Origin of the sequence: Collinsella sp. TM05-38 (assembly GCF_003466445.1) — a bacterium.
Lineage (GTDB): Bacteria > Actinomycetota > Coriobacteriia > Coriobacteriales > Coriobacteriaceae > Collinsella.
Genome location: NZ_QSPM01000018.1, coordinates 4,207 through 26,429, shown reverse-complemented (window position 1 = coordinate 26,429; position 22,223 = coordinate 4,207). Strand labels below are relative to the sequence as shown.

Here is a 22,223-nt window from a genome sequence, read left to right as displayed (position 1 = left end):
TCCGCCCTTCATCAAACAACGATTGGTGCAAAGTAACCTGCCCCTTTGCACCATAGCAAAAAGGGGCAAAGCCATCTGCTGGCTTTGCCCCTTCCTTAGCTTGATTTACTCATCCATAAGGTAGTAGTGGCCCAGCGCGTCGGCACCCAGGATGGCGTTTGCGACCATCTCGGGCGTCACCTCAAACGGCATGTTGCACATGGTGTCATCGGGCGCGCAGGCGGCCTCGGCAACAATCATGGCCTGCTCGCGCGTAAGCTCGGCAACGCCAAGTTCCTTCATCGTGACCGGCAGGCCCAGCTCAATGCAGAAGCCCAAGACTTCCTCGAGCTTCTCGGTCGGGGCATCCTCGAGTACCAGCTGAACGATGGTGCCGAAGGCGACCTTCTCGCCGTGATACATGCCGTGGCACTCGGGCAGCATCGTCAGACCATTGTGGATGGCATGGGCAGCAGCAAGGCCCGAGCTCTCAAAGCCAATGCCCGAAAGCAGCGTGTTTGCCTCGATGATGTGCTCGACGGCAGGCGTGAGCGCACCCTTCTCCAGCGCAACCTTGGCCTTGACGCCATCGGCCATAAGCGTCTCGTAGCAGAGCTTGGCGAGCGCCAGGCCGGCCATTCCGCCCTTGCCGCCGGCGCAGGTGCCGCCGTCGGCATCGTGCGTTGCCTGGGCCTCGAAATAGGTTGCGAGCGCATCGCCCATACCGGAAACCGTCAGGCGCACCGGGCTCGCCGCGATAACCGTCGTATCCATAAGGACAATGTTGGGGTTTGCCTTAAGGAAGAGATATTTATCGAACTGGCCGTCGTCGGTGTAGAGCACCGAAAGTGCCGAGCACGGTGCATCGGTCGAGGCGATGGTGGGGCAAATGATAACCGGGGACTCCAGGTAATAGGCGACGGCCTTCGCGGTGTCGAGGATCTTGCCGCCACCGACGCCGACGATGATGTCACAGCCGTTGTCGCGAGCGAGCGCAACCAGGCGATCGACCTCGCCCTTGGAGCACTCGCCGTTAAAGTCCTCAAACAGCAGCTCGGCCTTAGCCTCGGTAAAACCGCCCTCAATCTTGGCGCCGACACGTTTCTTGCCCGAAGGCGTCACGATGACGAGGGCCTTCCCGCCGAGCGGCTCAACGTAGGAGCCGAGCTTTGCAAGCTCATCGGGACCCTGGATATACTTGCTGGGGCTATTGAAAATTGCAGCCATGTTAATCCCAATCTCTAAAGAAAAAGGGCTCCGTACAGCTGTGTGCGGAGCCCCTCATCAGAACAAGGCGAACTGATTAGAACGTGACCGGGGTGTCGGTGTAGACGCACTCGAGCAGCTGCTCCATCTCCTCCTGAGACGGCTGGCGCGGGTTGGAGCCCGTGCAGGCGTCGAGGATGGCGTTGGCGGCAACGTCGTGCTTCTTAGCCTCGAACTCATCGTAATCGATGATGGACTCGTCGGCCTTCACGCCCTTGGCACCGTAGTTCTTGATGCCCTGCGGGATGTCGAGCTTGTCGTTGAGGTCGCGAATCTCCTGGACCAGAGCCTCGACCAGCTCGTCCTCGGTCTCGCCGGCGAGGTGCAGGATCTCCTTGGCGATGAAGGCGTAGCGGCTCTTGGCGCGAGCGTCCTTGGCGTTGAACTGGATGACCTTGCCCAGGTACATGGCGTTGGCGCAACCGTGGATGATGTGGTCGCCCTCAAAGGCGGCACCGGTCTTGTGAGCCATGGAGTGGACAATGCCCAGCAGACCCGAGGAGAAGGCGATGCCGGCGATGCACTGGGCGTCGTGCATGTGCTGGCGGGCCTCATGATCGCCCTGATAGGACTTGGGCAGCCACTCGACGATCTCGCGGATAGCATGCAGGGCGTTGGCGTCGGTGTACATGGAGCCAGCGGTGGAGACGTAGGCCTCGATGGCGTGAGTCAGAGCGTCCATACCGGTGTGAGCGCACAGCTTGGCGGGCATGGTGTAGGTGAGCTCGGGGTCGACGATGGCGACATCAGGGGTGATGTTGAAGTCGGCCAGCGGGTACTTGATGCCCTTGGCGTAGTCGGTGATGACGGAGAACGCGGTGACCTCGGTAGCGGTGCCGGAGGTAGAGGAGATGGCGCAGAAGTGAGCCTTCTGACGGAGCTCCGGGAAGGAGAACGGGACGACTGCCTCCTCGAAGGTCTCCTCGGGATACTCGTAGAACAGCCACATAGCCTTAGCGGCATCGATGGGCGAGCCACCGCCAATGGCGATAATCCAGTCGGGCTGGAACTCGGTCATGGCCTCGGCGCCCTTCATGACCGTCTCGACGGACGGATCGGACTCGACGCCCTCGAACAGCTTGACCTCGAAACCGGCCTCCTTGAGGTCGGCCTCGACGTCCTGCAAAAAACCGCCGCGGCGCATGGAGCCGCCGCCGGTCACGATGATGGCCTTGCTGCCCTTGAGGTTCTTCACCTCGTGGCGAGCGCCCTCACCAAAGTACAGATCGCGAGGATTGGTAAAACGTCCCATACTGTGCCTCCTAAACAAGCCCCTCTTAGACTTGCGTATATAACGGAGCACCCGATTGGCTCCGTTAGGACCGTTTTGCGCGTTGCCGGCGATGACAATGCGCGATGTCTTAACGCCTCAACGCTCAGACAAACACTATTTTACCGTTCTGGTTGGTCAGTTATTCATCTAAAGCCGCCAATGATGAAACGTTTTTTCTATCCCTGAAGACCCTTGTGCGGCATCCATACTCCCAAGCTGGGCAAACGTTTTATCAAGGCTGACTACATATCCCGGGCAGGACTGTGCCCCTCCAAAATATGCACCGTTCGCCGCCAAAAATCGACCGTTTGCGGCACCGTGATACCACTCGGTCGTCCAAGGTGCCGACATTTGTGTGACATCCGTCTTCGTGGTGCAAAGGTGCAAGTCCAAGTGCGGCACCCCCGGTGTGCCACATGCGGGTAAACTAGAACCTTATATAGAGATATTTGAACCCTAACCGCAGCAAAGGAGGCCCCATGGCATTCGATCCCATTCAAGAAGATTGCCATCGCCTCGTTCTTGAGGCCTTGCGCCGCGACAATATCCCGCTCACCGACGGCCCCGCCGTCGAGCGTCTGATGGAGCAATTCACCCGCAACCCCGCGCCGCTCATCGTGCACGACCGCGACCGCGCCGGGCATCTGATTGCCAAGGTGGTCGAGGCCGTCGACTACCGCATTCCCTTTATCCCTGACGATGCCCAGGCAGAGCAGGAAGAGGCAGCTGCCGAGAACATGCTTCGCGAGGCGGCCGCACTCGATCCGGCCAACTGGGATGCCCAGCGCATGCTGACGGCACTCACCGCCGACTCCAACGAGTACTACGTGCAGTATCTGGTGTCCAAGTGCGACGAGGTGGAGCACGATCTGGCACTCAAGATCGCCTCGGCGCAAGACCCCTACGAGCGTGAGGCTGCAGGCGACCTGACCCGCCGTCCCTACCTGCGCTGGCTTGCCGCCTTAGCATCGCGCGCGCTCATTAGCGGCCGTTACCGCATGTCACTGGAGGCAGCGAATCGCAGCTTGGACTTTGCGCCCAACGACCCCGCAGGTGTCCGCCACACCGCGATGCTCGCCATGGCAAAGCTCGAATACCCCGTCGAGGAGCTCAAGCGCTTTCGCTCCGCCCACTCCGTCCCCTATCTCGCCAACACGCCGCTGCGCCGTCGTCCCAAGGACGCGGAGCGCGACTTAGACCCGTGGACGCTCATCGCGCTGATGAGCGCTGCCTGGCGCGAGCTAGACTACGAGGGTGCCGAGCACTACCTGCGCATTCTTGCACGCTCGTGCCCCCACGCCGCCGAGGCGCTCTACTTCCAAACCGAGTTTCCCGATGGCGTCTATGCCCGCGTCAACGTGGGCGTGGGCTCCACCGATGAGCTCGTCCTTGCACTGTCCGAGGCGACGCCGGTGCTGCAGGAGGGCCTGGGCGCTCCCGACAACGCCAGCTTTGCCGCCTGGGTCGCCACCAGCGACATCGTGCGTTCCCAGATCGACGAGCGCATCCTGCGCGCAGCCGAGCAGGGGCTTCCATTTAAGGGAGGGAACCTCTAATGGATCCAAGCGTCTACATCCCCGCCTACTTGGAGCGCACCTATCTGGCGTCGCACCCCGAGCTCACCGATGCAGCACGCGAGCTTGTCCATAACGACATTAGCGCGAATCCCCAAAAGTATGCGCAGTCCGAGCATGCCCAGGCACTGCTGTCCTATGCCGGTGTTCACTGCCACCTGCTCGACGAGCTCCATCGCATCGAGGACATGGGCAGCGACGAGGAGTTTGAGCAGACGCGCAACCGCCTGTTCGACGATATGCGCGATGAGCTGCTCAAGGTCGTCCGTATCGATGCGCTTGCCGTCGATGCCCAGTTGCTCGCCATCATCTTGGCCGACACGCCCGTTGACGCCTGCCTGGGCGACCTGATGAAGCTCGAGGCGACCACGGCCGATTACCTCCAACAAAGCGTGCCCGGGTTCGATATGGAGGCCCCACACTACTGGGCCAACAAGGTTTTGACGGACGGTGTGACGGCGTCAGATCTCACCGTGAGCGAGCCGGCACTTATCGGGTGGCTCCACACGCTCGAGGCCATCTCGCAGCTGTGCATGGCGAGCGCCCGCTACCGCGCTGCCGCCAACTACGCCCGCCGCGTCCTTAAGGCAGAAGGCTATCCCACCCGAGCTGCCGGCACCGTGTTGCTCGCCCTCGCTCGCCTGGAAGACCAGGACGGCTTTTTTGCCCTGGCTCACCAGCTCGAGGAACAGGTGGGGGCCGATGCACTCGAGAACTCCCCCTGGTACCTGCTCGCCCGCACGATCCTCTTGTTCAAAACGAACAAGATGCGTCCGGCGGCGCGTGCGCTGCGTGAGTTCGCTAACCGCTGCGAGGGCGGCGCGTTCTTCTTGCTGAATCCCATGTACCAGACACCGTACCTTCCCTGCCGACCCGAGCCACGCGATCCCTGGGATCTTTCGCACCAGGCCGTTTGGGAAGCGGACGGCATTATCTCGGACACCCCCGACTTTGCCCCCTGGGCCAATGCCTGCGAAGACGTGTCGCAGCTTGCCCAGGAATTTGCGCGCCGCTACGGATTTTAGTGACGCACTCGACCCGACCATGTCGTTTACGTTAGGAACGGTTTCATGAACCTCCGCTCATCTCTTGCCTGCACCTCGAGCGATATCGCTCGCTGGGGACTGCGCTCCGTCCTTAAGCGCCAGGGCGGCGTACTCCCCGGCCGCATCGCCATGAAGATCGACCCCGAGTTGCTGAGCGACCTCGCGGGCCTTGTCGACCGCAGCGTAGTGATCACCGGCACCAACGGCAAGACCACCACCTCCAACCTCATCGCCGACGCCGTTGCTGCCAGCGGTGCTACCGTGGTATGCAACCGCGCCGGCAACAACATGGAGCCGGGCGTGGTGGGCGCGCTGCTCGAGGCCCGCGGCGGCCTTAAGCACACTGCCAGCGGCAAGCGCGTGGGCGTTTTTGAGTGCGATGAGCTTTACACCGTACGCGTTCTGCCCAAGCTCAAGCCGACGTACTTTGTGCTGCTCAACCTGTTCCGCGACCAGCTAGACCGCTACGGCGAGATCGACCATACCCAAGACGTCATCGCCCATGCGTTGGAGCTCTCTCCGGCAACAACGCTCATCTACAACGCCGACGACCCGCTGTGTGCCGCGATCGCCGCGCGCGTTCCCAATGCAAGCATCGCCTTTGGCATCGACGGCGCCACCAACACCGAGTCCGACCGCATTAGCGACTCACGTTTTTGCTCACAGTGCAACGCACCGTTGGAGTACGACTATGTGCAGTACGGGCAACTTGGCGCCTATCATTGCCCCTCGTGCGGCTGGGCCCGCCCTGGGCTTGTCCGTCGCGTGACGGGCGTGGAGCTCGGCTGCGACGGCTACGGCTTTGACCTGGTCTTTGGATCTGCGCCCGACGCGGCTGCCGTACACATCGCCACGCGCTACAACGGCCTGTACATGGTCTATAACGTTGCCGCCGCCTTCTTTACCGCGCACGAATTGGGCGTGGACGCGGCGCTTCTGCAGCCTACGCTCGATGCCTATGTGCCCGCCGGTGGTCGTATGGGGCGCTGGGATATCGCCGGCCGCACCGTCGAGGCCAACCTGGCCAAGAATCCCGTAGGCTTCGATCGACAAATCCAGTCCATCAAGACGGCCGGCGGCAGACTCTGCGCTTTCTTCCTCAATGACAACGATGCCGACGGCCACGATGTATCGTGGATCTACGACGTCGACTTTGAGCGCATCGCCGACACAACGGGGCTTGTCGCCTTTGCCGGCGGCACACGCGCGCACGACATGCAGGTGCGCCTCAAGTACGCCGGCATCGATGCCGCGATTATCTCGGACGTCGCGCAGGCAATTGGCGCCGTGGCAGACGAGGCCGCCGATGACACCTTCTACGCCGTCGCCAACTACACGGCCTTTCCACCGCTGGTCAAGGAGCTCGACGGACTTAAAGACACCGATGCGGCTACGGTTGCCGCCCACGCTGCAAAGTGCACCAATGGCAGTGCCGTCCCCGTTGGCGTCGCGCCAGTCGAGCTCTCGCGCCCGCTGCGCATCGTCTACCTGTATCCCGATGCCCTCAACCTCTATGGCGACGGCGGCAACGTCATCGCCCTCGAGCGCCGCTGCGCCTGGCGCGGCATCCCCGTCCGCGTGGATGAGGTCCGCATGGGCGAGGTGCTCGATCTGCATCATGCCGATATCGTCATGATGGGCGGCGGATCCGATCGCGACCAGCTAGCCGTGGCACACGAGCTGCTCGCCCAAAAAGACAAGGTCGCAGCCTATGTTGAGGACGGCGGTTCGCTGCTCGCCATCTGCGGCAGCTATCAGCTGCTCGGCCGTTCGTACTATATGGGCGAAAATCGCATCGAGGGCCTGGGCGTCATTGCCGCCGAGACTGTGCGTGGCTCCGACCGCCTGATCGGCAACGTCGCCGTCAAGACCGACCTGGCGCCCGAGCCCTTTGTTGGCTTCGAGAACCACGGCGGCCGCACGCTTTTGGACGCCGATGCCACGCCGCTTGGAACGTCCGTCGTCACGGGCACCGGCAACAACGGCGACGATGGCTTTGAGGGTCTCATCTACAAGGGTGTCATCGGCACGTACCTACACGGACCGGCACTGCCCAAGAACCCCGAGCTCGCCGACTGGCTCATCGCCCACGCCCTCGAGCGCCGTGGCGACGCACAGGCCGCCGCCCTGCTGCCGCTCAAACCCCTCGACGACACCTACGAGCACGCCGCCCACGACGCCGCGATGAAGCTCCTCCCCTAGCACCCCACCACCACAAAGGGGACAGGCACCTTTGTGGTGGTTTTGACCCGTCCCAGCGGTTTGTCTCAATCTGTAACATCTAGACCGTTAAAAGTCGTCTTACTGTTACAGAATGAGATGTTCGTCCCGACGCCTGCCTTTTGTCTCGATCTGTAACACATAGAGCCGATTTATCAGCCCAGATGTTACAGATTGAGATGTTTGAAAATCGGGATAGAGAGCCAGCTCCTATGTGGTGGTTTTCCAGTTTGCCAACGATATACGCGCCGGCAAAAAAGTCTGCTATACTCTTTCCCGCTGTCCCCATCGTCTAGCGGCCAAGGACGCCACCCTTTCAAGGTGGATATCGCGGGTTCGAATCCCGCTGGGGGCACCATTTGCATTTTGTTCGAACCCGCGCGATGTTAAGTCGTGCGGGTTCGTTTTTCATCTTGGCCTGTTTTCGTTTCGGCACATGTGCGCCAAATGTGCGCCAAAACAGGTTACATCTTTTGAGATGCCTCACACGAAACGCTTGCCCGGCAGCACGTCCATAATAGATCTGAGCAGCAAAAAAGGGGCCTCGCACAGGCGAGACCCCCTTCGCGCGCAAAATCAAACGTGTCTGTTACACGTAGAACAGAATGTCATCGTAGGTCGGAACCGGCCAGTAGTCGGCAGCCACGATCTCTTCCATGGCGTCCACGGCGGCACGCAGCGTATCCATAGCGGGAACAACCTCGTGAGCGTACACGTTGGCCTGCTCCTGGCCATCGAGGGCCTCGGCCTTCTGATGCACGGCGTCGAGCGCCTTGATGGAGTCGTTGATGGTAGTGATGCCGTTGCAGAGCTTGTTGAGCGTGTTCTGCTCACACTGCATGGCGGCCTCGGCGCCGGCGGCACGGATAGCCTCAAGGCCCTTAGCGACCTTGGTGGCATAGGCGGTAATGACCGGGCGATAGGTACGGCGTGCCTCGCGAACCATCGTGGTGGCCTCGATGTTCATGAGCTTGTTGTACTTCTCGAGCTTGCAGTCGTAGCGGCACTGAGCCTCGGCCTTGGTCAGGACACCCGTCTCCTCAAAGAGCGCAATGGCCTTATCGGAAACAAAGGCGGGCAGGGCATCGGCCGTGGTCTTGTTGTTGGCAAGGCCGCGCTTCTCGGCCTCAACGGGCCACTCATCGGAGTAGCCGTCGCCAGAGAACAGGATGCGCTGGTGATCGGTCAGGACCTTCTTGCAGTACTCGAGCGCGGCGTCCTGGAACTTATCCTCGGGCGTGCCCTCAAGCGCGTCGGCGAAGGACTTGAGCGACTTGGCCACGGCGGCATCGAGCACCAGGTTGGAGTCGGAGACGTTCTGCTCGGAGCCGCAGGCACGGAACTCGAACTTGTTGCCGGTGAAGGCAAACGGGGAGGTGCGGTTGCGATCGGTGTTGTCCTGCATCAGCTTGGGCAGGGTATCGGCGCCCAGGTCGAGCACGCCGCGCGTGGCATGGACGGAAGCCTTGCCATCGATGATCTTCTCGACAACCTCGGTAAGCTGGTCACCCAGGAAGATGGACATAATCGCCGGAGGAGCCTCGTTGGCGCCCAGACGATGGTCATTGCCGGCCGAGGCAACAGAGGCACGCAGGAGCTCCTGATAGTTATCGACGGCCTCGATCACCGCGGTGAGGAAGACGATGAACTGCAGGTTGTCGAGCGGGGTGTCACCCGGATCGAGCAGATTCTCGGACTCGGTGCCGAGCGACCAGTTGTTGTGCTTGCCCGAACCGTTGATGCCCTCGAACGGCTTCTCGTGCAGCAGGCAGACCAGGTCGTGGCGGGAGGCGATGAGCTTCATCTTCTCCATCATGACCAAGTTCTGGTCGATGGCCTCGTTGACCTCACCGTAGACGGGGGCGAGCTCATGCTGGCAGGGAGCGACCTCGTTGTGCTTGGTCTTGGCGGGAATGCCGAGCGCCCACAGCTCGTCGTCCAGATCCTTCATATAGGCCGAGACGGTGGGGCGGATAGCGCCAAAATAGTGCTCCTCGAGTTCCTGGCCCTTGCAGGGGGCAGCACCAAAGAGGGTGCGGCCGGTGATGACCAGGTCCTTGCGCTTGCGGTAGGCGTCCTTCTTGATCAGGAAGTACTCTTGCTCGTCACCCACGGAAGGAACGACTTTCTTTGGCGTCTTGCCGAACAGCGCCAAAACGCGCTTGGACTCACGCGAGAGCGCGGTCATGGAGCGCAGCAGCGGGGTCTTCTTGTCCAGGGCCTCGCCCGTGTAGGAGCAGAAAGCCGTGGGGATGCACAGGACATCGTCCTTGATAAAGGCGGGGCTGGTGGGATCCCAAGCGGTGTAGCCACGGGCCTCGAAGGTGGCGCGCAGGCCGCCGTTGGGGAAGCTGGAGGCATCGGGCTCGCCCTGGATGAGGTTCTTGCCCGTAAACTTGGTAATGGCGGTGCCGTCGTGGTTAGGCTCGAGGAAGCTGTCGTGCTTCTCGGAAGTGATGCCCGAAAGCGGCTGGAACCAGTGCGCGTAGTGCGTAGCACCCTTGGAGATGGCCCAGACCTTCATGGCATGGGCAACGGCGTTGGCCACATCCAGGTCGAGCGGCTCACCGCCCTCGAGGGTTGCAGCAAGGCGCTTCCAAATGTCCTTGGGGAGGCAGTCCTTCATGACTTCCTCAGAGAACACCATGGTCCCGAAGCGGTCAGTAAGTTCGGCCATACGGAACTCCCTTCGTATCGGCACCGCGTGAGAAGCGGTGTTGATTACTAACGAACGAGCCTTAGCTTAGACTCGCCGTGTTTCCGCGACATTACCGTTATGTTGCTGTCACGAAACCAATCAATGAGGTTACAGCAACACAGGATTATTACCACCCTCAACAGCCAACGAACTGCATAAATTGCAGACCTCCCCGCATGGTTTAAGGGTAGTCTTTTTGGGACGGGGCTTTTTTAGCTACCCATCCGGTATCTTCGAAGCTCAAGGCAATATTTGACATAGGGTAGCTAAAAAAGCCCCGTCCCAAAAAGACTACCCTGGGCAGCTGGTTGATGGGCATAGAGGCACGTCCCAAATGAGCTACGTTGTTATAGGGAATGACGATAGCGAAGCATCTTCGATTGGTATTCCCAAATGGCAAGTAAAACTCCAGCGTGGCGCAGCGGTGCTGTAGAATCCTTACAACACATCGCACTAAAGTATCTAAAGGAGCACGATATGCGCGTCGACGAGGTTTTTAAGCAGGCGGCATCCCTGGGCACCGTGCCCGTTTCGTTTGAGATGTTCCCGCCCAAGGGCGAGCTCACCCTCGATACGGCTCGCAAGGTGGCAGGCAGTCTGTGCAAGCTTTCGCCGAGCTTTGTCTCGGTCACCTGCTCTGCCGGCGGCTCGGGCAACGGCGCCACCACCGCCCCCATCGCGCATATGATTACGAGCGAATTCGATACGCCCTCGGTGGCACACCTCACCTGCATCGGCCGCACGCATGCCGATATCGCCGCCAAGATCGATGAGTACCGCACCGCCGGCGTGAATAACATCCTGGCACTGCGTGGCGATCTCCCTGCCGGCGCGACCGAGGACGACAAGCCCGCCTCCGAATACGCCTACGCCCGCGACCTCATCCCCGAGCTCGTCGACGCCGGCTTTTGCGTGGGCGCCGCGGCCTACCCCGAGGGCCACATTGCCTGCGAGGACCTCAGCCTCTCGGTCGAATACCTCAAGCAAAAGCAGGACTCCGGCGCAAGCTTCTTTGTGACGCAACTTTTCTTTGATAATGAGTGCTTCTACCGCTTCCGCGAGCTTGCCGATAAAGCGGGCATCACGGTGCCCATCACCGCGGGCATCATGCCGTTTATGAGCAAGTCCCAGATCAGCCGCATGGTCTTTATGTGCGGAGCGTCGCTGCCCTCCCCCGTCATCAAGATTCTCGCCAAGTACGAGAACGACCCCGAGAGCCTGCAGGCAGCCGGTGTAGAGTATGCCACCCGCCAGCTTTGCGACCTCAAAGAGCACGGTGCCGACGGTCTGCACCTGTACACTATGAATCGTCCTGCGATCGCCGCGACCATTATGGAGCGCCTAGGGTAATGGAAAAACCGCACATCGATACAACCACTGTCGAAGTGCCGGCTGACCTTGCGTCGCCGGCGCTTTACCGTATCGACACTGCCCATCATCCCCGAGTCGACCGTGCCGAGATGCTGCGCTATCTGGGCTACGGCGGTCAGCAGATTGAGCCTGAACTGTCACGACGAATTGAGCTTGTGGTCGAGCGCCTAGAACTGGACATTGAGCCCCGTGGCGTGCGATGCGTGTTTGCCGTCGATGCCACGGGCGTCGACGAGCAGGGTGAGCCCTGCATCCGCTTGGTTGGCACGAACGTTGAGCTGCGGGGTCGCGATGTCTATCGACATCTCAAAGACGCCCGCTTTGCCGCGCTCATGGCATGCACCCTCGGCATGGACGCCGAGCGTCGTCTGCGCACCACGGGAGCCCAGCAACCCCTGGAGGGGGCAGTGCTCGACGCCGCGTGCTCTGCCTATGTGGAAGCCGCCGTCGAGCAGATGGACCAGCAAGTCAAGACCGCGGCCGCCGCACACGGACTCGCCGGTAACTGGCGCTTCAGTCCCGGCTACGGCGACTGCCCGCTTACGGCACAGCGCTCGATCGTAAATGTGCTCAACGCCACACGGCTCATCGGGCTTACCGTCACACCTACCAGCCTGCTCATGCCCACCAAGAGCGTGACCGCGGTGATCGGTCTGTTTGACGGCGAGGTCCACGACGCTCAGAGCCGCCCCACCTGCAATATCTGCCGCATGCGTGAGTACTGCCGCTTCCGCGCCGCCCACACCACCTGCTATTCCAGCCATTAGGAGCCATCGATGTTTACTCCGCTTATCACTCATGATTCTGACGGTACTGCGCTGGCGGCACCTGTCAATACTGCGCGCTGCAACGGCGCCGCGTACAAGACGCGCACGATCGACGACCTGCACATTAAGGATGAGCGCCTGCGTGCGGCCATCGAGGGCACGGGGCACCTGCTGTTTGACGGCGGCATGGGCACCATGTTGCAGGCCGCCGGCATGAAGGCGGGCGCTCTGCCCGAGCTGCTCAACTTTGAGGAGCCCCAGGTTATCACCGATATCCAACGTCAATATGTCGGGGCTGGCTGTGACGTGATCACCGCCAACACCTTTGGCGCCAACGCCCACAAGCTCGACGGTGCTGCCACCGTGGCAGACGTCTTTGCCGCGGCCGTCACCTGCGCCCGCGAGGCCGGCGCCCGCTACGTCGCCGGCGACATCGGCCCCATCGGCGCCCTGCTGCGCCCCCTGGGCACCCTCAGCTTTGACGAGGCCTACGACCTCTTTGCCGAGGAAGTGCACGCCGGCGTCGCTGCGGGCGTCGACCTCTTTATTATCGAGACTATGACCGACCTGGCCGAGATCAAGGCGGCAGTCCTCGCCTGCCGCGAGAACTCCGACCTGCCCGTCTTTGCCACCATGACCTTTGAGGAAGACGGACGCACCTTCCTGGGCACGAGCCCCGAGGTGGCCGCCATCACGCTCGACGCCATCGGCGCCGACGTTTTGGGCATCAACTGCAGTCAGGGACCGGCCGAGCTCCGCGGGCTCGCCGAACGCATGCTCACCGTTACCGACAAGCCCGTTATGGTGCAGGCCAATGCGGGACTCCCCCGCGTGGACGACAACGGCAACACCGTCTTTGATGTCCAGACACCCGAGTACGCTGAGGCCGTCGCCGGCATGATCGAGGACGGCGTTGGCGTCGTCGGCGGATGCTGCGGCACCACGCCCACGCACATGGCGGCACTTCGCACCCTCATCGACAACCACACGCCCAGCCCGCGTCACCGCAAGCCCAGCATGTCGGTCACGAGCGCCCAGACCGTGGTGGACCTTCCCTGCGACGACCACAAGATCGCCGTCATCGGCGAGCGCATCAACCCCACCGGCAAAAAGCGCCTGCAGCAGGCCCTGCGCGACGGCGACCTGGACTACGTCGTGAGCCAGGGCATCAGTCAGCAGGAGCAGGGCGCCGACATCCTGGACGTCAACGTGGGCATGCCCGAGATCGACGAGGTCAAGATCATTCAACAGGCCACCGAGCAGCTCCAAGGCTCCACGCTGCTGCCGCTGCAGATCGACTCCACCGATCCCGCCGCCGTCGAGGCCGCCGTACGCCGCTATGCCGGCAAGCCCATCATCAACTCGGTCAACGGCAAGCAGCAGATCATGAATGAGATCTTTCCGCTGGTCGCCCACTACGGCACCAACGTTGTCGGCCTCACGCTCGACGAAGGCGGCATCCCCGATACCGCCGAGGCCCGCTTCGCCATCGCCGAGCGCATCGTGGCCGAGGCTGCCCGCTACGGCATCGGACCGGACCGTATTCTCATTGACTGCCTGGTCATGACCGCCTCGACCAATCAACGCCAGGCCGAGCAGATCCTGCGCGCCATGTCCCTGTGCAAGGAGCGCCTGGGCGTCAAATGCGCGCTCGGCGTGTCGAACATCAGCTTTGGCCTGCCCGCGCGGCCGCTCCTGGGTTCGGTCTTTTTGGCCGCCGCCTTTGGCGCTGGCCTGGACGCCCCCATCATGAACCCGGGTTCCAAGCGCTTTATGGATACCGTCTACAGCTATCGCGTCTTGAGCGTTGAGGACGAGGGCTCGACCGGATACATCGAGCGCTACGCCGGCTGGACCGATCCGTACAAGATCGCCGCGAACCCGACGGCGGCCCAGGCGGTATCGACCGACGCTGCGCCCGCTGCTGGCACCGCCGGCACCGACGGCAACGACGACCCGATTCGTCGCATGGTCGTCTCGGGCCGCAAAGGCGAGATCGCCGCCGAGACCGAGCGCCTGCTGGCAGACCACGACGCCATGGACCTCATCAACAATCACTTTATCCCCGCCCTCGACGAGGTTGGCGTCCTCTTTGACCAGGGCAAGTTCTTCTTGCCGCAGCTTATGGCCTCGGCCGAGGCCGCACGCGTGGGCTTCGACACCATCAAGCGCCTGATGCCCGCCGGCGAGATTGCCGACAAGGGCAAGATCTGCGTGGCCACCGTCAAGGGCGACATCCACGATATTGGCAAAAACATCGTTAAGATGCTGCTCGACAACTACGGATACACCGTCTTTGACCTGGGCCGCGACGTCGATCCGCAGGAGGTACTCAAGACCGTCAAGAAGCGCGATATCAAACTCGTCGGCCTCTCGGCGCTTATGACCACCACCGTCGTGGCCATGGAAGAGACCATCAAGCTGCTTCATGCCGAGGTGCCGGACGTCAAGATCATCGTAGGCGGCGCCGTACTCACCCCCGAATACGCCAAGCAGATCGGCGCGGACTACTACGCCAAGGACGCCGCCGAAAGCGCCCGTATCGCCGAAGAGGTCTTTGGGCGGTAACACAACGGAAACAACCCCGCACCAAAACGTGCCGCACGCGCCACTTGGCACGTGCGGCACGTTAGAATAGAAAAGACTATGCTCGTTTTGGCAGATAGGAGCGCAAGGATGGCGATCACGCCCGCAGAAATCGCGGAAACCCGCGGCATGGTTGAGGAGCAGAACCTCGACATCAGGACCATCACCATGGGTGTTTCGCTCATGGGTTGCGGTGACGAGAACCTCGACCGCATGTGCACGAAGATCTACGACCACGTGACGCACACGGCTGAACATCTGGTCGAGACCGCCGAGAACCTCGAGCGCGAGTACGGTATCCCCATCGTCAACAAGCGCGTTTCCGTCACCCCGGTGGCGCAGATCGCCGCGTGCTGCAAGGATGAGGACCTCACCCCCATCGCGCATGCCCTCGACCGCGCGGCAGAGACGCTCGGCATCGATTACCTGGGCGGCTTCTCCGCACTCGTCCAGAAGGGCATCGGCGACGCCGACCGCCGCGTCATCCAGTCAATCCCCCAGGCGCTCGCTACCACCAGCCGCGTCTGCTCCAGCGTCAACGTCGCTAGCCTGCGCGCCGGTATCAACATGGATGCCGTGCTCATGGCCGCCCAGACCATCATCGACGCCGCCAAGCTCACGGCCGACCAGGATTCCGTTGGCGCCTCCAAGTTTGTCTGCTTTGCCAACATGGTCGAGGACTCCCCGTTTATGGCGGGCGCCGTCCACGGCGGTGGCGAGGCCGACGCCGTCATCAACGTAGGCGTCTCGGGCCCCGGCGTTATGGCCGCAGCCTTGGAGACGCTGCCCGATTCCGCATCGATGATGGAGGTCGCCGAGAAGATTAAGCAGACCGCCTTTAAGATCACCCGCGCCGGCGAGCTCATGAGCCGCGAGGCCGCCCATCGTCTGGGTGTCGAGAAAGGCATTGTCGACCTGTCGCTGGCTCCCACGCCTGCCATCGGCGACTCCGTTGCGCGCATCCTCGAGATCATCGGCGTGGGCACCTGCGGTGGCCCGGGCACGACCTGCGCCCTCGCCATGCTCAATGATGCCGTCAAGAAGGGCGGCGTCATGGCCAGCTCCAGCGTGGGTGGTCTCTCCGGCGCTTTCATCCCCGTGTCCGAGGATGCCGGCATGATCGCCGCCGTCGAGGCCGGTGCGCTTTCGCTCGAGAAGCTCGAGGCCATGACCTGCGTGTGCTCCGTCGGCCTGGACATGATCGCTATCCCCGGCGACACCCCGGTCGAGACCATCGCCGGCATCATCGCCGACGAGATGGCCATCGGCGTCATCAACAACAAGACCACGGCCGTCCGCGTGATTCCCGCCATTGGCAAGGGCGTGGGCGACTGCGTCGAGTACGGCGGCCTGTTCGGCCGTGCACCCATCATGCCGGTGAACCCCAACGCCGGCACCGTGCTTGCCCATCGCGGTGGACGCTTCCCGGCACCGCTGAACTCGCTCAAGAACTAGCTGAGGGGTTCGGGCGAGGAGCCCCGGGGAGGGCAAATATATAAGGTCGCCTGCTCGAACAGTCCTGACTCGCACGGAGAGCACATTAAGTGCTCTCCGGCTCGTGCGGAACTCGCGATCGACCTTATATATTTGCCCTCCCCGGGGCTCCCGCACAACGGGACCTCAGTTGGGTTCTATCCCGGTTGCAGTTGCTTCGCTCCTGCACCACTAGGCTGGTACGGCGGCTTGGCAGTGGAACGGTTCTTTTTCTGATATATGCTGGTTGCGGCTCTTCTTTTGGGAGGAGTCGCTTTTTTGTTGCTAGGAGGTTGGCCCGTGGTTGATGGGGAGAATCGTTCTGAGCTGCTTTCTGCGGATTGGAATGGCGAATGGATGCGCCTGCAAGTTGATTGGCGGCGGGCTGATGATTCTTTTGAGTGGGATAAGCGGGCTCGGCATTTTCGTCCGCTGGAGACTGCCCCGTATGCTCGGAATTTTATGAAGCTGTTGGCGTTAAAGCCTAGTGAATCCGCACTGGATATGGGATGTGGGGCTGGGTCGATTGCTATTCCGCTTGCTCAGGCTGGGCATCCTGTGATTGCGGCTGATTTCTCCCCTGCTATGTTGGGCACGCTTGATGCTGGCATTGAGTACTATGGGCTCGAGAATCGCATTACGCCGCTTGAGCTTGCTTGGGATGATGATTGGGATTTGGTTGGACCGGTCGCAAAGGCGGTGGATGTTGCCTTTGCCAGTCGGTCGGTTACGACGACTAATCTAAAAGGTGCGCTTGCCAAGCTTGATCGTACGGCTCGTCGGCGTTGTGCCGTCACGATGGTCGCCAACTCCAGCCCGCGCTATGATCTGCACCTGATGAACGCCATCGGCGCCTCCGTTACCTGCAGCAATGGCTTTGTGTATGCCTTTAATATCCTTATTCAGATGGGTGCGCTGCCGCAGGTCACGTACTTTGAATCGCATCGTCGCGATACCTTCGACAGCCTTGAAGCAGGTGTGGCGGATTTTTCCCGTATGCTCGATCATGTCCGCAAGGTTCGTTGGGCGTTTATTGCATGGGAGCCGGTCTCTGCGCCCAGCTCATAGCCTGTTCGCAGCCCGCACCGCCCACTCACTCGGCATCCGCATTCTTTGCGAACTGGGCAAACGCACTCCACACCGCGCCGTTCCTGCGCTATCGTGGGACAGATCACGTAGATTTAGGCCCCGTCGCGGGGCGCCCCATACATAGAAAGCGAGAACCCATGGCACTGACAGGAGCCCAGGTCAAGCAGCTTCGCAGCATGGCCCATCACCTTAACCCCGCCATCATCATCGGCAAGTCCGATGTCAACGAGGGCACCGTCGAGCAGACGGTCGCCTACTTGGAGAAGCACGAGCTCGTTAAGTGCTCCGTGCTGGACGGCTCCAGTCTTTCCGCCCGCGAGGCCGCCGAAGAGCTTGCTGAGCGCTGCCACGCCGAGGTCGTCCAGGTCATCGGCCGCAAGTTCTCGCTGTATCGCGAGTCCTCGCGCAAGGATATCGAGAAGATCGAGCTCGTCTAAGAGCCAATGATCCGGCGAGCCAACACATAGCAAGCTTACGGGCGCCCAAGTACTTCGGGCGCCCGTTTTTTTATCGCTCGACCAGCACGCGGTTGAGCCGACCCTCCACCAAGCGCTCATATAGACGCCGCGTCTCGGGCTCGGGTACGCCATTGACCTGCTCCCTCAGATGGTGCATATGCCCGCTGTACAGCTCGACGATATCGCGCCTCCGCCCCGCCGCGCTGTAGACACGCATGGCACAGCGCACCATATCCTCACGCGCCGTTTCCTGCCGAAGCCCCGACTCCGCCAGCCAAATCGCCGACTGCAGATCGTTTTCTTCTAGAGATGCATTTGCTCCCTTAATCATGCAATCGATGTACTTTGACTGCATAATGCGTCGCATACGCAAAAAGTAGGTGGGATTACAGCCATTGGGAACATACAGCGGTCCGGCATAAAGCTGCTCAATCTTAAGGCACAGCTCAACTAAATGGGGCCCGCGCGCACCCGTGCGATTTCCCAAAACCTCACGGCTTATCTGGTCAAACAGCCGCACATCGGTCTTGACGTAGTCGCCGTTGAGTCCGATGCATTCATTTTGGATGAGTACACACGACTTGCCATCCGGCGTCGGTCCCAAAGCCGACCGCAAGCGCGATATCGTCGAGTACAGGTTGTTACGGGCGCTATTAAACTCGGCATGGGGCCACAGCTCCATTGCCAGCGTCTCGCGGTCGACGAGCGCATCCATGCCCAGTGCAAGCCGCTCGGCAAGCGTCGCCGCCTTCTTGCGGCGCCACATTTTGTCCGTGATGGGAAACCCGTCGCGCTCGGCGCGAAACGCACCAAACATGCGAATCTCGATATGGTCGATGGTATCAACGGCTTCAACCTCGCTGGCCTGGAACAGGCGCTCGCCCTCCCCTTCCAAATCGTCGCGCAGCGAGTACCGCGACAGCTCGCGCACGGGAAGCTTCTTGCGTATCCTGGCCGCCGGCTCGCCCAGACAATGCATGGCAAGGCGCGCAAAGAGCCGATACGATGGCTCTAGAATCCCCGCACGATTCATGGACATCCAGGCCGCAAGGTCGCTGTCTCGGCCCGCACAGGCCAAATGCAACGCCACCATCCAGGCCTCCGCTCCACCAACCTGCGTCTGGCTTATATCGAGTAACTCCGCTTCCTCGCGCACCGAAACCATCGAGGTGTTACGCAGATACGCCGCGCGCTCCAGCAGCAATGCGTTATCGCGCATGTACGCAATCGACTCCTCGGCAAGTTTGAGCACTTGGACCGCACGGAACTTTGCATTAACCGGCCGTCCCTCTGCCAGCGACTGCCAGCCTTCTAGCAACAGGCCAAACAGCTGAATCTGGTTGTCGCGCATGCGCACGGCAAAACGATCGAGCTCGTTGAACGCCGCGTCGTCGGTTACCGGCAAGCCGGAAAGGAGCCGCCGTGCCGCCAACACCATACGCACCCAGATAGCCATCGCCTTAAGCCCACGCACGTCGAGCGCCTCCCGCACCACCGTCATCTCGTCGTCGCGCTCGTCGGTTCCCGCGAACGACCCATCAAAGAGCTCCACCAGCATGCTATCGGCCCGTGTAACAATCCCCGCAATGTCGAGCTCACAGTCGTAGGCCTTGCTCGTTTTGAGTCGCTGTAGAACGCCGCCGTCATCTCCCCGCTCGGTCAGACAGCGCTTGACCTCGATATGCGCGGACAACATATCGAGTGCAGTATGGGATGTCTCGATTTCTGGCACGGCCAGGTTCGCAGGAAGCCCAAGCCCGTTGTCCCCATAGCAAACAGCCGTCAGTGTCTGGGCCACCCTCCATGAAACAGGGTCTATTTCGCAGGCCGCCCGTTCGCCCCCGCGCTCGATAACCGATGCCATATAGCGAGCGAGCTTTGTATTGGACACGCTGACCGCTGCCAGATATACGCCAAGCGCCTCGGCAGGCGTTGGCTCTGGAGCCGGATCGTCGACATCGATCGTGCCCAGCGCCGCTCGGCAGATATCGGCCCCGTGCCCCGTCAGAGCAAGATCGACCCCATACTGACCAGCAAGTTCAAGGACCGCATCACGGTCCAAAAAGGCGTCCGCCAGGCCCATCGCCGCATCGCATCGGCCCGCCTTAAGCAAAATCCGGGCCGCCCTCGGAACAAGTTCGGGGCGAACCTCGGCCACCAACTTACGCAAACGCAAGCGTCCGTTATCCTCCGTACCCAGACACGTAAAACTCCGCTCGGCGGGGTCCAAGCCAAAGATCGGGTAGTCGCGTACAAAGTAGGACTGGTCGACCATCGACAGCCTCACCCCACAAGCCTCGAGTTCTGCGATATTGCCCTCGCCCATCAAAATCATGAGACATGCCACGCAAAACAGCGCATTATTGTCGAGCGAAGCCAGATCGGCAAGTGCCGCACCATATACGTTGACAATCTCGTTTTCGAGCAGACCGGCTACGTCGCCTTGGCCATAAAGACCCGTCTGCAATGCCGAAACGAGCTCGGGCACGCCCTGCGTGAGCTGATAAAAGTCGAGCGACGTGCTGATCGAAAACGCCGATGCCCACGCCGAATACTCATAGGCATGCACCTTGAGCATCTGCGCATTGATCTTAACCGAATCGCCCAGCCCGTGAATCAGCTGACGATTTGAAGGACGGCAGGAGATAAAGACTCCTACCCCCATAGCGCGCAGGCCGCGAATCCTGTCGATGAGGTCTTCGGTATCGTGCTGATCGAGGTTTGGCACATTATCAATCGCGATAAGGGAGTGCGGTTTGTCTTTGAGTTCTTCGGTAACCACCTCGAGCTGCATAAACACCTCGCGCCCAATGGCGCGATCGGCCTCGATAATCCGCACGGGGCCTCGCGTCGGGTCGCATTTAACCTCATGGGTGTACTGCAGCAGCACCGAGGTCTTCCCAAACCCGTCGGGCGCATAAAGAACCACGATTCCGGCCTTTCGGCCCTTGGCTATAAGCTCATTCATCAAGCGTTCGCGGCGCACCATATAGCCTCCGCCCAGCGGCATCAGCTCGAGGTCGTCTATACTGCTCAAATCGTTTACCATGCCCACTCCTCAACTCGACCGTATGGACACTGTAACCGCAAGACCATACAGGCCGCGCTATGAATAGAGCGACCTTGTGCTTTAGGTTGTCTTTTGGTACGCAAGCGGCAAGTTTTTGTACAGCAAGGGCCGATTGTTATTAATCCCCCGACTAATCGGTCTTTAAGCAGGTAAATGAGCTTGTCAGCATGTCCCATCTAAGCGGCAGTGCAACGCAAATGAACAAGGTTCAGCCATGTCATTCAACTCGCCTAGCACCCGCTACCGTCTACGACCTTTTAGTGGCATTTTTGCATAGAATATGGTATGGGATGAATCAAGCTGTTGGGCATCCAGCATTCGTCAAGCTTGCGGCAAGATCTTGGTCAAGTGGGCGGAAAGGGATAGCAAAAAGGCCCCCGCAATGCGGAGGCCTTAGGCAAGGCTATGTCGAGGTGCAGGATTCGCGCTACTCGCAGAGCGAAAGGGCGGCCTCGTCGGCAACGACAACGCAGTTGGTGTGCAGCTGTAGGATCGAAGCCGGGCACTCGGGCGTAACCGGGCCATAGCACATGTCATGCACGGCCTGAGCCTTGGCCTCGCCGTTGGCGACGACCAGGATCATGCGGGCATACATGATGGTCTGGGTACCCATGGTGTAGGCCTGACGAGGGACATCGTCGATGCTGTCGAACAGACGGCTGTTGGCCTGAATGGTGCTCTCGGTGAGATCGACGCAGTGCGTGCCCTTGGAGAAGTGGTCATCGGGCTCGTTGAAGCCGATATGACCGTTGTTACCAATGCCGAGCAGCTGCAGATCGGGATAACCGGCGGCAGCGACGACCTTGTCGTACTCAGAGCAGGCAGCGGTGGCATCGGGGTTGGAACCATCGGGCACATGCGTGTTGTTCAGGTCGATGTTGATGTGATCGAAGAAGTTCTTACGCATAAAGTAGTGATAGCTCTGGGGATCGTCGTGCGAAAGGCCGCGATACTCGTCCAGGTTGTAGGTGCTGACCTCGGCAAAGTCGACGTCGCCCTTCTTGTACCAAGCAGCGAGCTGCTTGTAGGCACCGATCGGGGTAGAGCCGGTGGCAAGGCCCAGCACACAGTCGGGCTTGAGGATAACCTGCGCCGAGATAATATTGGCGGCCTTGCGGCTCATATCCTCGTAGTCTTTAGCTTTAATGATCTTCATTACGCATCCTTTCTCGTACAAGAGAGGCAAGGCTCCCCTTACAAGCACTTGCCCGCGGCCCGCGTCGGCCGCAACCAACGTGTGCGGCCACCAGGGCGAGGTCGCGTAATGCATGTGTCTCGTGTCTAGCCGCGTCGAGGCCCCTGCCCGTCCACGGTGACCCGAAGCCTTTTAGCTTCGGACAAATCCCATCTTGC

At 60.9% G+C, this 22,223-nt stretch carries 14 protein-coding genes and 1 tRNA gene; 10 read left to right on the top strand and 5 right to left on the bottom strand.

Going from position 1 to position 22,223, the window contains the following annotated elements:
- Window positions 1-105: 105 nt before the first annotated feature.
- Together DXD49_RS09105 and DXD49_RS09100 are read right to left on the bottom strand one after the other, a co-directional pair.
- Window positions 106-1,206 carry a glycerol dehydrogenase gene (locus tag DXD49_RS09105; protein ID WP_117763638.1) on the bottom strand — a complete coding sequence of 367 codons (1,101 nt, stop codon included), beginning with the start codon at window positions 1,204-1,206 and terminating at the stop codon, window positions 106-108.
- Window positions 1,207-1,282: 76 nt separating this feature from the next.
- Complete coding sequence (locus DXD49_RS09100) at window positions 1,283-2,497, bottom strand: iron-containing alcohol dehydrogenase (RefSeq protein WP_117794788.1); 1,215 nt, start codon at window positions 2,495-2,497, stop codon at window positions 1,283-1,285.
- Between the two features lie 500 nt (window positions 2,498-2,997).
- Between DXD49_RS09100 and DXD49_RS09095 the strand changes: the two genes are divergently transcribed.
- The 4 genes from DXD49_RS09095 (at window position 2,998) to DXD49_RS09075 (ending at window position 7,716) form a co-directional block, all read left to right on the top strand.
- A complete protein-coding gene (locus DXD49_RS09095; protein ID WP_117794787.1) occupies window positions 2,998-4,074 on the top strand; it encodes a hypothetical protein in 1,077 nt (358 codons plus the stop codon).
- On the top strand, window positions 4,074-5,117 hold the full coding sequence (locus tag DXD49_RS09090; RefSeq protein ID WP_117794786.1) for a hypothetical protein: 1,044 nt from the start codon (window positions 4,074-4,076) through the stop codon (window positions 5,115-5,117). The genes DXD49_RS09095 and DXD49_RS09090 overlap by 1 nt, the downstream gene beginning before the upstream one ends.
- Window positions 5,118-5,162: 45 nt before the next feature.
- Window positions 5,163-7,340 (top strand): MurT ligase domain-containing protein, encoded by a 2,178-nt coding sequence (locus tag DXD49_RS09955; RefSeq protein WP_233541787.1) that lies wholly within the window; start codon window positions 5,163-5,165, stop codon window positions 7,338-7,340.
- Window positions 7,341-7,639: 299 nt separating this feature from the next.
- Window positions 7,640-7,716, top strand: a tRNA-Glu gene (locus tag DXD49_RS09075).
- Window positions 7,717-7,947: 231 nt separating this feature from the next.
- Here the strand turns inward: DXD49_RS09075 and DXD49_RS09070 are convergent.
- Window positions 7,948-10,035, bottom strand: a complete 2,088-nt coding sequence (locus DXD49_RS09070) for a glutamine synthetase III (RefSeq protein ID WP_117734633.1) — start codon at window positions 10,033-10,035, stop codon at window positions 7,948-7,950.
- 498 nt (window positions 10,036-10,533) lie between these two features.
- On the opposite strand from DXD49_RS09070, the gene DXD49_RS09065 reads away from it, so the two are divergent.
- The 6 genes from DXD49_RS09065 (at window position 10,534) to DXD49_RS09040 (ending at window position 17,779) form a co-directional block, all read left to right on the top strand.
- Entirely contained in the window at window positions 10,534-11,406 is an 873-nt protein-coding gene (locus tag DXD49_RS09065) for a methylenetetrahydrofolate reductase (RefSeq protein WP_117794785.1), read from the top strand.
- Window positions 11,406-12,194, top strand: coding sequence for a vitamin B12 dependent-methionine synthase activation domain-containing protein (locus DXD49_RS09060; protein WP_117794784.1), 789 nt, complete (start codon window positions 11,406-11,408; stop codon window positions 12,192-12,194). The genes DXD49_RS09065 and DXD49_RS09060 overlap by 1 nt, the downstream gene beginning before the upstream one ends.
- Before the next feature lie 9 nt (window positions 12,195-12,203).
- Window positions 12,204-14,762, top strand: coding sequence for a homocysteine S-methyltransferase family protein (locus DXD49_RS09055; RefSeq protein WP_199407115.1), 2,559 nt, complete (start codon window positions 12,204-12,206; stop codon window positions 14,760-14,762).
- Between the two features lie 108 nt (window positions 14,763-14,870).
- Window positions 14,871-16,235 carry a PFL family protein gene (locus tag DXD49_RS09050; RefSeq protein WP_035136908.1) on the top strand — a complete coding sequence of 455 codons (1,365 nt, stop codon included), beginning with the start codon at window positions 14,871-14,873 and terminating at the stop codon, window positions 16,233-16,235.
- A gap of 318 nt (window positions 16,236-16,553) precedes the next feature.
- Complete coding sequence (locus DXD49_RS09045) at window positions 16,554-17,321, top strand: methyltransferase domain-containing protein (RefSeq protein ID WP_233541786.1); 768 nt, start codon at window positions 16,554-16,556, stop codon at window positions 17,319-17,321.
- 158 nt (window positions 17,322-17,479) lie between these two features.
- Window positions 17,480-17,779: a YhbY family RNA-binding protein gene (locus tag DXD49_RS09040; RefSeq protein ID WP_117763624.1), complete on the top strand. Its 300-nt coding sequence runs from the start codon at window positions 17,480-17,482 to the stop codon at window positions 17,777-17,779.
- A 70-nt stretch (window positions 17,780-17,849) separates the two neighbouring features.
- On the opposite strand, the gene DXD49_RS09035 is transcribed toward DXD49_RS09040, so the two are convergent.
- Together DXD49_RS09035 and nagB are read right to left on the bottom strand one after the other, a co-directional pair.
- Window positions 17,850-20,849 (bottom strand): BTAD domain-containing putative transcriptional regulator, encoded by a 3,000-nt coding sequence (locus DXD49_RS09035; RefSeq protein WP_117794783.1) that lies wholly within the window; start codon window positions 20,847-20,849, stop codon window positions 17,850-17,852.
- Window positions 20,850-21,297: 448 nt separating this feature from the next.
- Entirely contained in the window at window positions 21,298-22,026 is a 729-nt protein-coding gene (gene nagB / locus DXD49_RS09030) for a glucosamine-6-phosphate deaminase (protein ID WP_117794782.1), read from the bottom strand.
- Between the last annotated feature and the right edge of the window lie 197 nt (window positions 22,027-22,223).